The following is a 16,124-nucleotide window of genomic DNA, read 5'->3' on the forward strand; positions in this document are numbered from 1 at the left end:
AGTATCACCTTATAAAGGTTCTATCCGTCTCTGGATATAGATGAAAGGAGCCTCTCATGGCTGCAGAAGAGAAATTTGAAAACGGTCTAGACAACCTAGCTGGTAAAGCTAAGGAAGCTGGCGGAAAGCTGACAGGTAATGACCACCTCGAGGCAGAAGGCAAGACCGATCAGGTCAAAGCTCAGGCACAGGACAAGGTTGAAGACGCCAAGCAAGCCGTAAGCGACGGCATTGACAAGGTCAAGGAAACCTTCTCCGGGATTGCAGACTCTTTCAAGAAAGACTAAGTTAGTTTCTTCTTGGGCGTCACAGGTTGTACCTGTGGCGCTTTTTTATTGGGGAGGGGCGATTCCGTAGGGTTTTATTCGCTTATTACCCACACAGGTTTTATCCACAGGTGGGGATAAATTTGGGGAAATCTCTTACACCCATGTAATTTCAAGATCTCCATCAGCTCGGTTCCACTATACACAGTTTTTTAACATCTGTGGAATTACATCTATGTAGTTATTAACAGCTGTGGATAAGCTGTGTGGAACCCTGGTTTAAGTACAGTGGGGCTGGCTAGCTATAGGCCACCCGCCCCACTGTTCTTGTCATTTTGTTGATCTGCCCACTAGCGGCTGAGTCGCTTACCCCGAGGCGTTGGGATACGGTCTAAGAGGGTAGCTACCGCGGCACCTGTAATCAGCCCGCCTAGGTGGGCTTCCCACGAAATACCAGAAGCAAAGAAACCAAAGGCAAAGTTGAGAACAACTAAGAGGACAATGCCATTGGTGCTCTGTTTGCGAGCGCGGGAGAGGGCAAAGAAGGCTCCAAAGAGCCCAAAAACGCCACCCGATGCGCCCAGCGTACTGGTGTCCATGGTGCCCATCATCTGGGCAATCAGATGCACCGCCAGGGACCCTCCAATAATGGAGAGCAGGTAGGTTGCCAAGAATTTCCACCGTCCCAGTAACGGTTCCAGGGCCTGCCCAAAGAGGTAGAGGGTCAGCATATTGAGCAAAAGATGGGTGATATTGCTGGTGGAGTGCAGAAAGCCTGAGGTCAGCAGGCGGTACCACTGTCCCGTATATTCCACGTAGAGGGGGTTGTAAATGCCGAATAGGGTGACCTGGCGGAAGAGTATTTGGAGGACCCACACCAGGCAGTTGAGAGCGATAAGGATGTAAGTAACGATGGGCATGGTGTGGGCATACCGAATTTTAGGTGCGGTAGCTTGAGCGGCAGTCATACAGTCCACGCAGATCATGCCAACTTCTAAGGGCACCTGACATTTGCCGCAGGCCAGTCTGCCACACCGCCCACATCGTACATAGGTTATCTGATCAGGGTGGCGTGGGCACACCGAAACCTGTTCATCCTTATACCCGTAACCGCCTGTCTGTTGGCTCACGGGGCCTTCCTTTCTCTATGTACTCCTCATAAGCACAGAGTGCAGAAAGGCCCGCCCAGAGTTCGGGCGGGCCTGGAGTAAATCTTTACGGAGATTTAGAGCTCTTCGATGTCGATGGAAGAAATGACGACGTCTTCAACAGGGCGGTCCATGGCGCCAGTAGGAACACCTTCAATCGCATCAACGACCTTCTTGGAATCCTCATCTGCAACCTCACCGAAGATGGTATGGCGGCCGTTGAGCCAGGGGGTTTCAACGGTGGTGATGAAGAACTGTGAGCCGTTGGTGCCGGGGCCTGCGTTAGCCATAGCGAGCAGGTAGGGCTTGTTGAAGGAGAGTTCGGGGTGGATCTCGTCCTTGAACTGATAGCCGGGTCCACCGATACCCTGGCCGAGGGGGTCGCCACCCTGGATCATGAAGTCGCGGATAATGCGGTGGAAGATAACGTCCTTGTAGAGGGGGCCGTTCTGTGCTTCGCCGGTGCGGGGGTGGCGCCATTCCTGGCTACCATCGGACAGGCCGATGAAGTTTTTGACGGTTACCGGTGCGTGGTTACCGAAGAGGTTAACGACGATGTCACCGTGGTTGGTGTGAATTGTTGCTTTTGCAGTTGCAGTCATGTCCCTATTCTTGCACGGGGTGTTCAATACCCGCTAGCTATTCGCTGTGCTTTTGCACTAAGCGAAAGCGGCTCAACTTCAGCGAGTAGAGAAACACGGGTGTTTTTTGAGGTATCCAAACCCTATTTTGAATGATAGAAAGTAAGCTGATAATGAGATACTAGTAAAACCTGCTAGTTCATTTAGTTGAGCCGGGAAGGCAAAACTGCAAGCAGGTTAAGACTCTAAGGAGAGACCATGGAACTATATAAGAAGAGCAAGGCTAAGAAGGCCCAGAAGCAGGCAGAGAAGCTGCTGGCGAAGGCTACTAAGAAGTCCGGTAAGAAGGCAGATAAATTGACTGCTCTAGCGGAGAAAAAGTTCAGTCGTGCCGAGAAGTTGACCGGCAAAAAAGCACACCAGCTCGGCAAGAACGCTCGCTCGGTTGCCCAGGATGGCGTACAGAAGGCTGAAAAGATTCAAGGCAGCCTTGCCGATAAAATTCAGTCAAAGGTGGACGATGTAACACCTGCGGTAGAAAGTGCTGTAGCTCAGGCTCGAATCAAAGCAGCCGGCGTTGCCTCAACTGTGGCCGGTAAGATTTCGGATGTAGAGGCACCAGCTGCGGTTGAAACTCTAGCAACCAAGGTGACCGGCGATAAGAAAGCCCTGAAAAAAGCTCAAAAGTCTGCCGCTAAGGCCGCTAAGTCTTATGCTAAGGAACAGAAGAAGGCTGCTAAGAGTGGCGGCAAGGGCCTATTGGTCTTTGGCCTGCTGGTTGCTGGCCTTGTTGCTGGCGCTGCTGCCTACAAGGCTTCACGCCCTGTCGAGGATCCCTGGAAGACCCCTGCGGCCTAACCTTTCCTGCCTTGAGTTAAAGAATGGGGGCCAGTCTCTATAAGAGACAGGCCCCCCTTTCTGTGAAAATTGGTGGGGCCGGGCGCAAAGCTCTACCAGGAACATGCGACACAGGGCAGGTGAGGGGAAAATCTGGCGGGCTAGCACCCTTGAGGTGCTGTTCAGGGGCTAGGTCTCATCTGAAGACAAAAAGAAACCCTAGGCTGAAAAGCCTAGGGTTTCTTTGAACTAAATTTAGATCGGCGATGACCTACTCTCCCACACCGTCGCCAGTGCAGTACCATCGGCGCTAAGAGCCTTAACTTCCGGGTTCGGGATGGGACCGGGTGTTTCCCTCTTGCTATAATCACCGAAGAGTGGAGGCGAGGGGACTCGAACCCCTAACCCCCTGCTTGCAAAGCAGGTGCGCTACCAATTGCGCCACGCCCCCGTGGTGTTATGCTTCTACTCTACTACACGTTTTTTACACGCGCAACACCAGCCTATCAAATGAGCGGTTAGTTGCACCACACTATTTTTATTTTTCTTGAGCTAGCTCTCCGCCAAATACCTAAGGTAACACCCGGTTTCTTGCAAAATAGCCTGCCAGTCCCGAACCATCTCAAGTTCCCTCCAGGACCTCAAGCGCAGGCCCCACTCCCCTATTTCCCACACTTGCTCATCACGGAAGTCGGCAAGCGAAGCCAGCAGGGGGCTGTGCGTGCAGAGGATAACCTGACCTCCAGATTGCAGAAAATCTAGGATTCGCGCCAAGAGCTGGAGCTGACCGTTCAAAGAGAGACCAGATTCCGGTTCATCAAGAATCCACAGGCCGTAGTTTTCCTGAGCGTATTCCAAAAACCGTTGAGTACTCTCACCGTGAGAGAGCCTGAGCATCTTCTTGGCCCGGTCAGATTGCAGCTCTGCCAGGTACTCAAGATGTGCAAGCAAGCCTTCTGCCCGCAAGAAAAGACCGGCACGCCGCCGCGCAGCCCCGCGCACTACCTGTAAAGCAAAACCAAAAGCAGATGAATTTTCATAACCGGGCCGGGCAACCTGCGCATCACCACCACCTAGGGGTAACCCGTAGGCCTCAGCAATAGATTCCACCAGGGTTGATTTACCTGCCCCGTTTTCACCCGTTATGACGGTCAGCGCACCAAAATCCAGCCCATCAAGAGCACGACGAGTGATGGCGAGATTATAGGGCCAAGCACCGCTTGGGGCAGGTTTGTCTTCAGCTCTAGCGATAATGCGTCTCAGCGGAAGGTTGAGGAATTCGGTCATAGCCTCAACTTTAGATTGCTGAGGTTTTGTGACCCAAGGCCTTAGGAAGAAAAATTATTATGACTTGCTCTCACGGAACATGAGGCTTCTAGCCTAGTGAGCACGGGAGATAAACGGTACCGAACAGTCAGCCAAACGGCCCAGCTTTTGGAACTAACAGTACGAACCCTGCACTATTGGTATGAAATACACCTACTACGCCCCAGTACACGCGGTAGTGAGAGCGCTCGTCTCTACACGGCTCAAGATATCGAGAAGGTTCAACACACCCTTATCTACTGAGCCACCGGCTCCCTGTGACTCACTCCAAGCATGTTCTTATTGCACGGGGCTAGAGCGCTAGTCCACGGTTCACTGCCCACTAGGATGCCCAAGAGCCGAGACTCACGGAATGGCTCGTTGCCGCTATCGTATCCAATGCAGCTGCCCACGGGGTAAGCATGGAGACAGCAGAGTGGGCCTAAAACTCACCCACGAAAAGGGGGTCCTGACCGACTGCAATCAGGAACCCCTTTTCCCTTGGGTGCATGCTAGGCCTTGAGCTAGCCAGCAACACCCAAAAAGTTAAAGCCGGTGTAGGCGTAGAGGAAGTCCTTAGCAATCCATAGGATACCGCTGATAACAGCGAGGACTAAAACAACAAAGATCAGATAGGCGGCAGTACGGGCAAGGAAATTCGGTTCGGTTTCAAGCACTGCGCCTTCTTCCGTTTCACCGGCGGCACCGCTCATCAGCCGTACCGCCAAGGCATACAGGGCAGGGAGTCCAGCGCCAAACACCAGGCCAGCCAAGAATACGGGGTAAATCTTATGAAAGATATCGACAATCAACATTAGGCACCGGCCTTCTCACTAGCGGGCAAGGTTTCTTTAAGCACCTCACGAGCAGTGACTGCTTCACCCGAATGCAGATCAATGTGGCTAACAGCGCTCTTGCGGGAATGAGCCCACATTAAGAAGCAGAAACCAACCAGGATTAGGAAGACAGTTGCTTCCCCCACCCAGTTACTACCGGTGAAGAGGTTGATGTAGTTACCGACAAACCAGGTGATAGCGCCGACTGCACCGGCTGCGGGCAGAGTAATAATCCAGGCGATCACCATACGGCGGGCGGTTGACCAGCGTACCTTTGCGCGACGCCCCAGGCCCGAACCAATGATGGAGCCGGTCGCTACGTGGGTTGTCGAAAGCGCCATACCAAAATGGGACGAGGTCAGAATGATAGCCGCCGAAGAACCGTCAGCTGCAAGCCCCTGGGGTCCGTCAATATCGACGATGCCTTTACCCAAGGTCTTAATGATGCGCCAGCCACCCAGATAGGTTCCCAATGCGATAGCGGCGGCGCAGACAAAACGAACCCAGAAAGGAATTTCAGCATTAGGGTCAACTTCCTGGGCAGCAACCAGAGCTAGGAAGATAACGCCCATGGTCTTCTGAGCGTCGTTTGTACCGTGAGCCAAAGACATGAGAGAGGCAGCTGAAATCTGACCGAAACGGAAGTTTTTCTTCTTACGGTTAGCAGATACCTTGCGGGTTGAGGCGTACACCAGAATGGTACCGATACCTGCAACAGCACCGGCAATCAGCGGAGCCATCAGAGCAGGAACGATGATCTTCATCAGCACACCTTCCCAGAGCACCCCATCTGTGCCAAGTGAAGCTAAGGTTGCACCGATGAGACCGCCAAAGAGGGCATGGGATGAGCTAGATGGTAGCCCCAACAGCCATGTGAAAACGTTCCATAAGATAGCGCCCACCAGACCGGTGAACACAATCAGCATGAGGCTTGCCCCATTGTCTGTGGTGTTAAGATCTACCAGGCCTTTCCCCACGGTTTTAGCCACTTCAATGGAGAGGAAAGCGCCTACCAGGTTAAGGACAGCTGAGAGAGCCACAGCTACTTTGGGCTTGAGCGCACCGGTAGCAATGGAGGATGCCATAGCGTTTGCTGTGTCATGAAATCCGTTGGTGAAGTCGAAAGCCAAAGCTGTGAGGACGACAATCGCCAGGATGATCAGTTCTGTAGTCACGTATCTATTGTTGTTGCCTCAGCAGATTTTGGAAAACTTCAACCCACCACCAGATGAGAAGAGCCTTAAATATTGTTTAAGTTTCATAAAACCCAAAAAACGCATACAAACAGGAGCGTGAGGGCAGGCCGCAGGCTAGACAGAATTACGTTATTACTAGTCAAAGGTAATTTTTAAAGCCATCATTCTTTAAAACAATATCTCAAAGCAGGGCTTTTAGGGCACAAACCCACACGCTGCTCTGGCAACAACAATCCTCAACACAAATTTGTTTACCTAGTGTTCACCTTAAAGCCCCGTGGCTTTTATCACCCACCCTACCCAAACTCAACCCTTAGTTGAAGTAATACAGAGTGACCTTAATACAAAAGAAAGGCCCCGATCTTTTAATCGGAGCCTTTCCATCACATTTAATTCGGCGATGACCTACTCTCCCACACCGTCGCCAGTGCAGTACCATCGGCGCTAAGAGCCTTAACTTCCGGGTTCGGGATGGGACCGGGTGTTTCCCTCTTGCTATAATCACCGAAGAGTGGAGGCGAGGGGACTCGAACCCCTAACCCCCTGCTTGCAAAGCAGGTGCGCTACCAATTGCGCCACGCCCCCATCGGGTGCTACCTATGAAATTTTATCTGTAGCTTCTTCCCAAGTTTTTTTATTCTCCTGAGAATCCTTGGCTACCTTTGTTGCTATCGCCGTAGCAACTGCAACCAGTGTGATTGTCATAAATTTCTTCATGCCAACCTTTCAACCAAGGTGAGTGGGCGTACCAGGAATTGAACCTGGGACCTCTACATTATCAGTGTAGCGCTCTAACCGTCTGAGCTATACGCCCTTGGTGTTCATCAGAACGAAATATAACTTTACACAGATTTTGGAACCTTGCCAAATCGAAAAGATATGTTCTGACTCACATCTATTTTGGGGGTCAATAGCCACCTGCCCCATAAACCCAAGGCGGCTCCCCTCCCCCGATAAGGGGGCGAGAAACCGCCATGAAAGCTACTGAGAGGTTTTCAAACCTATTCGTCAGTCAGAGTGACCCCCACGCCGCCAACAAGCTTAGCGGCGACGTTGTAGAGCATGGCAGACAGGGTACCCAGCAGAGTAAACAGAACAACATTGATAACCGAGATAATCGTGCTGTAGAGCGCTACCTGACCCAGCGACAGGTACTCCGAGATATCCACGGCGTCACCGGTAGTACCCAAGAGCTGCAGCAGGTCATTAATGCTCTGGAAAGCACCTGAAGCCTGCATAACCAGCCACAGGATCACAGCTGCAACAACCGTGACAATACCGACAGCCACCGAAAGCAGGAAGACCAGCTTAGCAACGGAGAAGGTGTCAACCTTTGCAACTACCAGACGGGCACGACGAATCTTAGACCGAGGGGCGGGACGAACCAGCGGCTTACGCTGAGGTCCTGCCGAACTGGAAGTGCCGCCAGCTCGGTTTCGAGCCTGCGAGGCACGCGGAGTGCCAGTTCGCGGTGCGGGGCGCGGGGCTGTGCCCTTGCTATTGGTACTCACTAGTTACCTCCGTGTGCTTCTGCGGAATCAGCATCAGTATCCGCCGGTGATGTGTCATTTTCTAAAGTTACTTCATCTGCCGGATTTTCTGAGCTTTCGGCACCGTTTTCGTCGGTGTCTTCTGCCTCATCAATGTTGCGTTCAAAGTTGCGAGCAACTTCAAGAATCTCATCATTCTTACCGGGCTTAGCAAAGATAACACCCATGGTATCGCGGCCCTTAGCGGGAACCTCGGCAACAGCGGTACGAACCACCTTGCCCGATTGCATAACAACCATGACCTCATCTTCTTCGCTCACAATGAGGCCACCCACCAGATCACCACGGTCTTCCGCCAGCTTTGCGACCTTGATACCTAAGCCACCACGCCCCTGAACACGGTACTGATCAACCTGGGTGCGCTTAGCATAACCACCAGCGGTGACAACGAAAACAAAGGAGTCATCGGTGACGACGTTGGCTGACAAAAGCTCATCGCCTTGACGGAACTTCATGCCGGTTACACCGGATGTCGCACGACCCATGGGGCGCAAGGCTTCGTCGCTGGCAGTAAAGCGTAGCGACTGCCCATGCCTAGAGATCAGGAGCAGGTCATCCTCAGCGCTTGCCAGCTGGGCAGAGACCAGCTCATCACCCTCGCGCAGATTAATCGCAATCACACCTGCGGCACGGTTGGTGTCATAGTCAGACAGCGCGGTCTTCTTGACCAGGCCCCGCTTAGTGGCAAGCACCAGGTACGGAGCATCCTCATAGGACTTCAGTTCCATGACCTTTGCTATGGTTTCTTCGGGCTGGAAAGCTAACAGGTTAGCAACATGCTGGCCCTTGGCGTCACGCCCTGCTTCCATCAGCTCGTAAGCCTTGGTACGGTACACACGCCCCAGGTTAGTGAAGAAGAGAATCCAGCTGTGAGTGGAAGTCACAAAGAAGTGTTCCACCACGTCGTCGCCACGCAGAGCAGCACCCTTGATTCCCTTGCCACCACGATGCTGGGACCGGTATTGGTCGCTCCGGGTACGCTTGACGTAGCCACCACGGGTAATGGTAACGACCATTTCCTCTTCGGGGATCAGGTCTTCCATCGACATATCACCGTCGTAGCCCATCAGAATCTTGGTCCGGCGCTCATCACCGTAACGGCCAACAATCTCTGAGAGCTCCTCGGAGATAATAGTGCGCTGGCGGTCCTCAGAAGCGATGATGGAGTTGTACTCGTCAATCATGCGCATGAGCTCATCGTGACGATCCTGGATCTTCTGACGCTCCAGAGCAGCCAGGCGACGCAGCTGCATGTTGAGGATAGCCTGAGCCTGAGCCTCATCAATATCCAGAAATTCCATCAGCCCGGTACGTGCTTCATCGGCGGTGGGTGAACGACGAATGAGGGCAATAACCTCATCCAGGGCATCCAGAGCCTTCAGCAGGCCGCGCAGAATATGCGCTTCTTCCTCAGCCTGGCGTAGACGGTACCGAGTACGGCGAACGATAACTTCCATCTGGTGGTTAACCCAGTGGCGGATGAAGGCATCGAGTGAAAGCGTGCGGGGCACACCATCCACGATAGCCAGCATGTTAGCCGAGAAGTTTTCCTGCAGCTGGGTGTGCTTATAGAGGTTATTCAGCACAACCTTGGGCACCGCATCACGCTTGAGCACGATGACCAGTCGCTGACCGGTACGGCCAGATGTTTCATCGCGTAGATCAGCGATGCCGGTAATTTTGCCATCCTTGACCAGTTCAGCAATTTTGACAGCCAGGTTATCTGGGTTGGCCTGGTAGGGCAATTCAGTGACGACGAGGCAGGTGCGGCCATGGATTTCTTCGACGTTCACCACGGCACGCATGGTGATAGAACCACGCCCGGTCCGGTAGGCATTTTCAATGCCCTTATGACCCAAGATAGTGGCGCCGGTGGGGAAGTCAGGACCCTTAATACGGGCAATCAGCGCCTCAAGAAGCTCTTCGTTCGAGGCCTGCGGGTTCTGCAAGAACCACTGCACACCCTCGGCTACTTCGCGCAGGTTATGCGGCGGAATATTGGTGGCCATGCCCACGGCGATACCCGATGAGCCGTTAACCAGCAGGTTGGGAAAGCGGGAGGGTAGAACAACAGGTTCCTGATTCTTACCGTCGTAGTTGGGCTGGAAATCTACGGAGTCCTCGTTGATATCCCGTACCATCTCAAGCGCCATGGGGGCCATCTTGGTTTCGGTGTAACGGGGAGCTGCCGCACCGTCGTTACCTGGTGAACCAAAGTTACCCTGCCCCAGGGCCAGGGGGTAGCGCATGACCCAGTCCTGAATCAGACGAACCAGGGTGTCATAAATAGCGGAGTCACCGTGGGGGTGGTACTGCCCCATCACTTCGCCCACAACGCGGGCACACTTGTTGAAGGAGCGTTCGGGGCGGTAGCCACCGTCATACATCGCGTAAATGACGCGACGGTGCACAGGCTTGAGGCCATCGCGCACATCGGGAAGCGCACGGCCAATAATGACCGCCATAGCGTAGTCCAGGTAGGAGCGTTCCATTTCGGAGCGTAGGTCAACTACCTCGACCTTATCGCCGGGCCCCTCTGGGGTATCAAGCAGCTGGCCCTCTAGGGGCTGTTCTGAGCCCTTGGTGTTATCGTCGCTCATAAGTTCCTCTTCTTTGTCCTTGACCTATATATTCCAGATTTTGCATATATTCCCTTTGTGGAATAAATGCCTTAGATATCAAGGAAACGAATGTCTTTTGCGTTCTGCTGAATAAACTCTCGACGGGCTTCGACGTCCTCACCCATCAAGATGGAGAAAATCTGATCAGCGGCAGCAGCATCTTCCATGCGAACCTGCAGCAGGGTGCGGCGAGCAGGATCCATGGTGGTATCCCAGAGCTCGGTGTAGTCCATCTCACCCAGACCCTTGTAACGCTGAATGCCATTATCCTTGGGCAGGCGCTGGCTCTTGGCATAACCACGCTCTAAGGCAACATCGCGCTCAGCATCCGAGAAGACGTAGTCGTGCGGAGCATTAGACCATTTGATCCGGTACAGCGGAGGCTGAGCCAGATAGACGTAGCCTGCCTCAATCAAGGGACGCATGTAGCGGAAGAGCAGGGTCAGTAGCAGGGTAGTGATGTGCTGGCCATCGACGTCCGCATCGGCCATCAGCACAACCTTGTGGTAGCGAGCCTTCTCAATGTTGAAGTCCTCACCGATGCCGGTTCCAAAAGCGGTAATCAGTGACTGGATCTCAGCGTTTGATAGGGCGCGGTCAAGGCGAGCGCGCTCAACGTTAAGAACCTTGCCGCGCAGGGGCAAGATAGCCTGGGTCTCGGGGTTACGGCCGCGTACAGCAGAACCACCCGCGGAGTCACCTTCCACCAGATAAATCTCGGATACCGAGGGGTCCTTTGATGAGCAATCCTTGAGCTTACCCGGCATAGAGCCGCTCTCCAGCAGGCCTTTACGGCGGGTGGTTTCACGCGCCTTACGGGCCGCCAGACGCGCCTGGGCAGAGGTGATAGCCCTGCGGACAATCTCTTTACCGGTTGAGGGGTTACGTTCCAGCCAGTCGCCCAGTTGGTCCATAATGACGCGCTGAACAAAGGCTTTAACCTCGGAGTTACCCAGCTTAGTCTTTGTCTGGCCCTCAAACTGGGGTTCAGAAATCTTGACTGAGACCACGGCGGTAAGACCTTCACGGACATCCTCACCGGTCAGATTGTCGTCCTTTTCACGCAGGAGCTTGTTCTCACGAGCAAAACGGTTAATCAGGGTGGTCAGTGCAGCACGGAAGCCCTCTTCGTGGGTACCGCCCTCGTGGGTGTTGATGGTGTTGGCATAGGTGTGGACCGACTCCTTGTAGGCAGCAGTCCACTGCATAGCAACTTCCAGGCTCATCATGCGGTCGGTGTCTTCGGTTTCAAAGGCGATGACATCATCGTGCACGGTCGCAAGCTTCTTTGAAGTGTTCAAGAAGTTGACGTAGTCGTAGAGGCCGTTCTCGTACATGTAGGTGACGCTCTTGTAACCCTCAGCGCTGGGGCCGACCTGGTTGAGTGGTAGGGTAGCGGGTTTGTCCTCACCGGCAACCTCATCACCTTCGTGCAGCTCTCGCTCATCGGTCAGACGGATAGTCAGACCCTTGTTGAGGAAGGCCATCTGCTGGAAGCGAGCACGGAGGGTCTCGAAATCAAAATCGACGGTTTCAAAGATTTCGGGGTCGGGGTAGAAGGTCTGCGTGGTGCCGGTAGCGTCGGTGGCTTCACCGCGAGTCAGGGGCTTAGCGGTTTTACCGCCGTTAGCGTAGCTGATATGCCAGCTGTAGCCCTGGCGGCGCACTTCGGTTTCAACGCGTGTTGAGAGAGCGTTAACGACCGAGATACCCACGCCGTGTAGACCACCCGATACCGCATAGCCGCCGCCACCAAACTTACCGCCCGCGTGCAGAATAGTCATAACAACTTCAACGGTGGGCTTTTTCTCGGTGGGATGTTCATCTACGGGAATGCCTCGCCCGTTATCGGAGACTCGAACTGCGCCGTCTTTTTGAATGACGACCTCGATGAGGTCCGCGTATCCGGCCAGAGCTTCGTCGACAGAGTTATCGACGACTTCATAGACCAGGTGGTGCAGGCCGCGTTCCCCGGTTGAGCCGATGTACATACCGGGGCGCTTTCGCACAGCTTCAAGGCCTTCGAGGACCGTGATGTCGGCGGCGCCGTATTCGTGGGAAGTTTCTTCAGTTGCCACGGGTGATTAGGCTCCTTGCATGGTCGGTATCGCGCCCAATGGTCAGGCACAAGATGCTGGCAGTATAGGCAGACAGATCATCAAGGCCCGCTTATTCTGGGCGCGCGTATTCTCTGCCAATTCTACCGCACCGGGGCTTTTTTCTCCCCGCTTTACAAGGTTTTAGAGGGCTATCTGCTCGCAGAAGGCGCTTATTTGGCCTTCCCAGTGCTTTACCCCCTCAGCCTGTAGGCTCACACAGCTTGAGGGGTCAAACCGTCCAGAGGCGATTTTTCCAGTAATTTACCCGTAAGTATCTCGTGGCCCGCGACCACCGGGGGCCACCCGCAGCCCCTTTTTCCAGGAGGGGGCATTGGGGCCGAAGGCTTTGACATCACGCACCACCTCATCACCTAGCTCGCTGTTAAAGCGGCGAATGATGTCGTATTTCATGTGCCGCACCTGCACAGCCCAAGCTGTTGATTCGCAACGGACGGTGATAACCCCATCATCAAAGCTGTCCGGGGTAGTTTTGCTTGCCAGTTGCGGTCCCACCAGTTTGTCCCAGCGAGCCATGACCGATGAAACTGCCAAAGGGGTACTCCAGCCCCGCTCCATCATGACGCGATCCAAGAGGCCAGCCAGGCTTTGGGGATCCCTGACACTGGGCCCAGGCCCGGAGTACCCCCCGAGCTGGCCGGCAGTCGATAGGGAGTTGTACCGTTTGACTTTTGTACCGGGTTCAGCGTTCATCACCCGACCGAAATCTTTAATGATTTTTCGGCCGGCTAGGCCCTGAACCCGTAGTTCACCGCGAGCTTCTTTAGCCGCTCGGATACGACTCAAGAGAGCGGCGGGGGCATCTAGACCATCCGCATTATATTCTTTATGAGAAATATCTTTACTCATGGTGACTATTCCGCGCTGTCCATACGATGGTTGAAGCTTTCATCAACATCTGCTTTGCCCTGGTCAACACGAACCAGCACAATCTGTCCTAGCTCCTGGGGTATATCGCTCACTACAGCACAGGTTACAAGAACCTGTTCAGCACCTGCCACAATCGCGCCCAGACGGTGACGGCGAGCAGTATCTAACTCAGCAAAAACATCGTCAAGAATCAAAATTGGGGATGCCCCTGTCGAATCATTATCTGCAAGGTGAACATACCAGGCAGCAAGTTTAAGGGCTAGAGCATAAGACCAGCTTTCACCGTGGGAAGCAAAACCTTTCACAGGGATCCCGCCGAGTTCTAGGGCCAGGTCATCACGATGGGGCCCTACCAGGGTTATTCCTCGTTCCACCTCTTCAGACCGTTTTTGTTCCAGGGCACGGATAAGTGCCTGTTTTATATCCTCTACACCCATGAGAGCTGCCTGGGGGAGAGTTTGACCCGAGATCGTAGGGAAGACAGTAGATTCGTAGTTGATGCTGACGCTTTTTGAGCCATCAGTTAATTGCCCATAGGCACGCTGAAGCTGGGGAAGCACCAGCGAAAGAGTCCGCAGCCGAGCCTGCAAGAGGTAAGCCCCGCTAGTAGCTAGTTGCTGATTCCAGACCTCTAGAGTGAACGCATCTTCTTGCACAGATACACGGCGGCCCCGCATAGATTTCAGCAGGGAGTTTCGCTGACGCAAGATTTTCTCGTACTCAGAACGATATGCGGCCACAGCTGGGCGCAAAGAAACTGCTAGGTCATCGATAAAGCGTCTTCGGCCGACTGGCTCACCTTTGACAAGTTGCAGGTCTTCGGGAGAAAACAGGACGGTTCTTGTGACGCCAAGAGCTTCTCTTGCCCGGACGGGAGCTGCCCTATTGATACGCACCCGATTACTTTTCCCAGGAGCTATCTCAAATTCGAGGACCGTTTGTTGGTTGCCCCGAACGGTGCGGGTACGAATGTAAGCGCGTTGGGCCCCCACACGTACGAGCGGTGAATCCTGGCTGACCCGGTGAGAGGCAAGTTGCGCGGTGTAGTCAACTGCCTCGATGATGTTGGTTTTACCTACCCCGTTAGGGCCAAGAAAAACGGTGACGCCTGGGGTCAGCGGCAGGTTCAGTAGTCGATAGGTGCGGTAGTCCATCAAGGATAGGTGGTCGATGTACAGCGCGTACTCCTTGACGTTATGAGAGGGGGGCTGAGAAAGAACCTTTACTGGTTCTGCAGGCGGATAGGCATTAGCAGGTAACGGTAGTTTTTCTCGTCCTCAGCCTGCCAGTCTTCCTGTTCAGAGAGCACAACGGGCTTGCGAGGGTCGGTGAAAGAGAACCTCACAAATTTGTTGGAAGCAAAGGTATGGAGGCCTTCTGACAGGTAGCTGGGGTTGAAGGCAACCGTAATATCTTCACCGTGAAGATGTGCCTGCAGGGTTTCGGATGCCTGAGCGTCTTCGCCTGTGCCGGCGTCGAGGGTTACCTGGCCCTGGCTGAAAGCAAGACGAACAGGGGTGTTTCGTTCGGCTACCAGTGATACGCGGCGAACAGCCTCCATCAAATCTGAGGTACGGATAATTGCGTGTACCGGGGTGACTTCGGGAAAGAGCGAACGAATCTTGGGGTATTCGCCGTCTACGAGCAGGCTTGTCGTCCGGCGGGAGTCAGATTCAAAGCCTACAAGTTCGTGGCTGTTAGAGAGAGCAATAGAAAGATCACCGGCACCACCGAGTGTCTTGGCGACCTCCGACAGTGTTTTAGCTTTGATGAGGGTTGCTGTTGAGATGGAAGGGTCTGTGGGGTTCCAGGTCAGTTCACGCATGGCTAGACGGTAACGGTCGGTAGCCAGCAGGGTGATCTGATCACCTTCAATTTCCATACGAACACCGGTCAGAATTGGCAGGGTGTCGTCTTTGGAAGCTGCTACCGATACCTGGCTCACTGCTTTAGCGAATTCGGTACCTTCCACGGTGCCTGAGATTGCCGGTAGCGCTGGGAGTTCCGGGTAGTCGTTCACAGGCATTGATGAGAGGTTGAAGTTTGAGGAACCGCATGAGAGATGGACTTTACCTTCGTGCAGTTCAAAGAGAACGTCTGCCTTAGGTAGGGAACGGCAAATCTCAGCAAGCAGGCGGCCCGATACGAGAGCTTGGCCTTCTTGGGCAACATCAGCTGCGATATTTAGCTTTGCTGAGGTTTCGTAGTCAAAACTTGCGATGGATACTTCACCTGAAACTGCCTTGATGAGCAGACCTGAAAGGACAGGCACCGGAGGGCGAGGGGAGAGGGAACGAGCGGTCCAGCTAACCGCCTCTGCCAGGGTGTCGCGTTCAACAGTAAATTTCACTGGAGCACCTTCCAAATCTCAAAACAGTAGAAGCCCGCGATAACGGGCATATTCAGACTCTCAGTCTACCGGACTCATCCCCTCTTGAACCTATGACCCTAGCCCTATCTGAGCCTTGGCTTTGGGCAGAGATCCGAAAACTACAGAAGAGCGTTCCCAAAAGAGTGCGAATTTCTGTAATTACAGAGAGTTCTTACAAGGGGTAAGCAACCCACTAGGGCCATGTAATTACAAGAACTCTCGCCAGGGGAAACAGGATCGGGACAATTTTTTTGTTATTTGCCTTTTCTTCTTTAAAGGTCGTAGTGTTAATAACCCTTGTGAAAACTGTGGAAAACTCAATTTGAACCCAGCAAATCAAGGATTTCCCTGTGGGGCTATTGTGTAGAAGTAAGGCCCAATCTGTGAATGAATAGTGTATGAATATTTATGCAAAAAATGAACTGC

Annotated in this window: 15 protein-coding genes, 3 tRNA genes and 2 rRNA genes; 3 read left to right on the forward strand and 17 right to left on the reverse strand. The window is 53.5% G+C overall.

Annotation, left to right across the window (positions count from 1 at the left end; all coding sequences use genetic code 11):
• Positions 1–56: 56 nt before the first annotated feature.
• Entirely contained in the window at positions 57–287 is a 231-nt protein-coding gene (locus ACN08V_RS08055; protein WP_419098804.1) for a CsbD family protein, read from the forward strand.
• A gap of 329 nt (positions 288–616) precedes the next feature.
• Here ACN08V_RS08055 and ACN08V_RS08060 read toward each other — a convergent pair whose 3' ends face one another.
• Positions 617–1,396, reverse strand: a complete 780-nt coding sequence (locus ACN08V_RS08060) for a rhomboid family intramembrane serine protease (RefSeq protein WP_419098803.1) — start codon at positions 1,394–1,396, stop codon at positions 617–619.
• 95 nt (positions 1,397–1,491) lie between these two features.
• On the reverse strand, positions 1,492–2,016 hold the full coding sequence (locus ACN08V_RS08065; RefSeq protein WP_419098802.1) for a peptidylprolyl isomerase: 525 nt from the start codon (positions 2,014–2,016) through the stop codon (positions 1,492–1,494).
• 237 nt (positions 2,017–2,253) lie between these two features.
• Here ACN08V_RS08065 and ACN08V_RS08070 point away from each other — a divergent pair, with 237 nt between their 5' ends.
• Entirely contained in the window at positions 2,254–2,853 is a 600-nt protein-coding gene (locus tag ACN08V_RS08070) for a hypothetical protein (RefSeq protein ID WP_419105194.1), read from the forward strand.
• A 237-nt stretch (positions 2,854–3,090) separates the two neighbouring features.
• Here ACN08V_RS08070 and rrf (ACN08V_RS08075) read toward each other — a convergent pair.
• The 3 genes from rrf (ACN08V_RS08075) to ACN08V_RS08085 all read right to left on the reverse strand — a co-directional run bounded on the left by rrf (ACN08V_RS08075) (position 3,091) and on the right by ACN08V_RS08085 (position 4,119).
• Positions 3,091–3,207 (reverse strand): 5S ribosomal RNA (rrf, locus tag ACN08V_RS08075).
• A 3-nt stretch (positions 3,208–3,210) separates the two neighbouring features.
• A tRNA-Ala gene (locus ACN08V_RS08080) sits at positions 3,211–3,283 on the reverse strand.
• 101 nt (positions 3,284–3,384) lie between these two features.
• Positions 3,385–4,119: an AAA family ATPase gene (locus tag ACN08V_RS08085; RefSeq protein ID WP_419105195.1), complete on the reverse strand. Its 735-nt coding sequence runs from the start codon at positions 4,117–4,119 to the stop codon at positions 3,385–3,387.
• Between the two features lie 96 nt (positions 4,120–4,215).
• On the opposite strand from ACN08V_RS08085, the gene ACN08V_RS08090 reads away from it, so the two are divergent.
• Positions 4,216–4,401, forward strand: a complete 186-nt coding sequence (locus ACN08V_RS08090; protein ID WP_419100780.1) for a MerR family transcriptional regulator — start codon at positions 4,216–4,218, stop codon at positions 4,399–4,401.
• A gap of 260 nt (positions 4,402–4,661) precedes the next feature.
• Here ACN08V_RS08090 and ACN08V_RS08095 read toward each other — a convergent pair whose 3' ends face one another.
• From ACN08V_RS08095 to dnaN, 12 genes are all read right to left on the reverse strand, one after another.
• Complete coding sequence (locus ACN08V_RS08095) at positions 4,662–4,952, reverse strand: hypothetical protein (RefSeq protein WP_419100779.1); 291 nt, start codon at positions 4,950–4,952, stop codon at positions 4,662–4,664.
• Positions 4,952–6,148, reverse strand: coding sequence for an inorganic phosphate transporter (locus ACN08V_RS08100; RefSeq protein WP_419105196.1), 1,197 nt, complete (start codon positions 6,146–6,148; stop codon positions 4,952–4,954). Before ACN08V_RS08100 ends, ACN08V_RS08095 begins: the two co-directional genes overlap by 1 nt.
• A gap of 413 nt (positions 6,149–6,561) precedes the next feature.
• A 5S ribosomal RNA gene (rrf, locus tag ACN08V_RS08105) occupies positions 6,562–6,678 on the reverse strand.
• Positions 6,679–6,681: 3 nt separating this feature from the next.
• Positions 6,682–6,754, reverse strand: a tRNA-Ala gene (locus ACN08V_RS08110).
• Positions 6,755–6,766: 12 nt separating this feature from the next.
• Positions 6,767–6,874: a DLW-39 family protein gene (locus tag ACN08V_RS08115; RefSeq protein WP_419100715.1), complete on the reverse strand. Its 108-nt coding sequence runs from the start codon at positions 6,872–6,874 to the stop codon at positions 6,767–6,769.
• 35 nt (positions 6,875–6,909) lie between these two features.
• Positions 6,910–6,983 (reverse strand) — tRNA-Ile (locus tag ACN08V_RS08120).
• 187 nt (positions 6,984–7,170) lie between these two features.
• The gene (locus tag ACN08V_RS08125; RefSeq protein ID WP_419100716.1) at positions 7,171–7,680 is read right to left on the reverse strand and encodes a DUF3566 domain-containing protein; all 510 of its coding nucleotides are present in this window, start codon (positions 7,678–7,680) and stop codon (positions 7,171–7,173) included.
• A complete protein-coding gene (gene gyrA / locus ACN08V_RS08130; RefSeq protein WP_419105197.1) occupies positions 7,680–10,319 on the reverse strand; it encodes a DNA gyrase subunit A in 2,640 nt (879 codons plus the stop codon). Before gyrA ends, ACN08V_RS08125 begins: the two co-directional genes overlap by 1 nt.
• A 71-nt stretch (positions 10,320–10,390) precedes the next feature.
• Positions 10,391–12,418 (reverse strand): DNA topoisomerase (ATP-hydrolyzing) subunit B, encoded by a 2,028-nt coding sequence (gene gyrB, locus ACN08V_RS08135; RefSeq protein WP_419100718.1) that lies wholly within the window; start codon positions 12,416–12,418, stop codon positions 10,391–10,393.
• A 282-nt stretch (positions 12,419–12,700) separates the two neighbouring features.
• Positions 12,701–13,306, reverse strand: coding sequence for a DUF721 domain-containing protein (locus ACN08V_RS08140; protein WP_419105198.1), 606 nt, complete (start codon positions 13,304–13,306; stop codon positions 12,701–12,703).
• 5 nt (positions 13,307–13,311) lie between these two features.
• A complete protein-coding gene (gene recF / locus ACN08V_RS08145) occupies positions 13,312–14,505 on the reverse strand; it encodes a DNA replication/repair protein RecF (RefSeq protein WP_419100750.1) in 1,194 nt (397 codons plus the stop codon).
• Positions 14,506–14,549: 44 nt separating this feature from the next.
• Positions 14,550–15,677: a DNA polymerase III subunit beta gene (gene dnaN / locus ACN08V_RS08150; RefSeq protein ID WP_419100720.1), complete on the reverse strand. Its 1,128-nt coding sequence runs from the start codon at positions 15,675–15,677 to the stop codon at positions 14,550–14,552.
• Positions 15,678–16,124: the final 447 nt, after the last annotated feature.

The organism is Rothia sp. P5766, assembly GCF_048513555.1.
In the GTDB taxonomy this organism is placed as follows: Bacteria; Actinomycetota; Actinomycetes; order Actinomycetales; family Micrococcaceae; genus Rothia.

Excerpts from the sequence above, each read along its gene's own strand:
- ACN08V_RS08065 (WP_419098802.1), bottom strand. The coding sequence starts at position 2,016 with ATGACTGCAACTGCAAAAGCAACAATTCACACCAACCACGGTGACATC.
- ACN08V_RS08115 (WP_419100715.1), bottom strand. The coding sequence starts at position 6,874 with ATGACAATCACACTGGTTGCAGTTGCTACGGCGATAGCAACAAAGGTA.
- ACN08V_RS08085 (WP_419105195.1), bottom strand. The coding sequence starts at position 4,119 with ATGACCGAATTCCTCAACCTTCCGCTGAGACGCATTATCGCTAGAGCT.
- ACN08V_RS08070 (WP_419105194.1), top strand. The coding sequence starts at position 2,254 with ATGGAACTATATAAGAAGAGCAAGGCTAAGAAGGCCCAGAAGCAGGCA.
- ACN08V_RS08095 (WP_419100779.1), bottom strand. The coding sequence starts at position 4,952 with ATGTTGATTGTCGATATCTTTCATAAGATTTACCCCGTATTCTTGGCT.
- ACN08V_RS08140 (WP_419105198.1), bottom strand. The coding sequence starts at position 13,306 with ATGAGTAAAGATATTTCTCATAAAGAATATAATGCGGATGGTCTAGAT.
- ACN08V_RS08055 (WP_419098804.1), top strand. The coding sequence starts at position 57 with ATGGCTGCAGAAGAGAAATTTGAAAACGGTCTAGACAACCTAGCTGGT.
- gyrA (WP_419105197.1), bottom strand. The coding sequence starts at position 10,319 with ATGAGCGACGATAACACCAAGGGCTCAGAACAGCCCCTAGAGGGCCAG.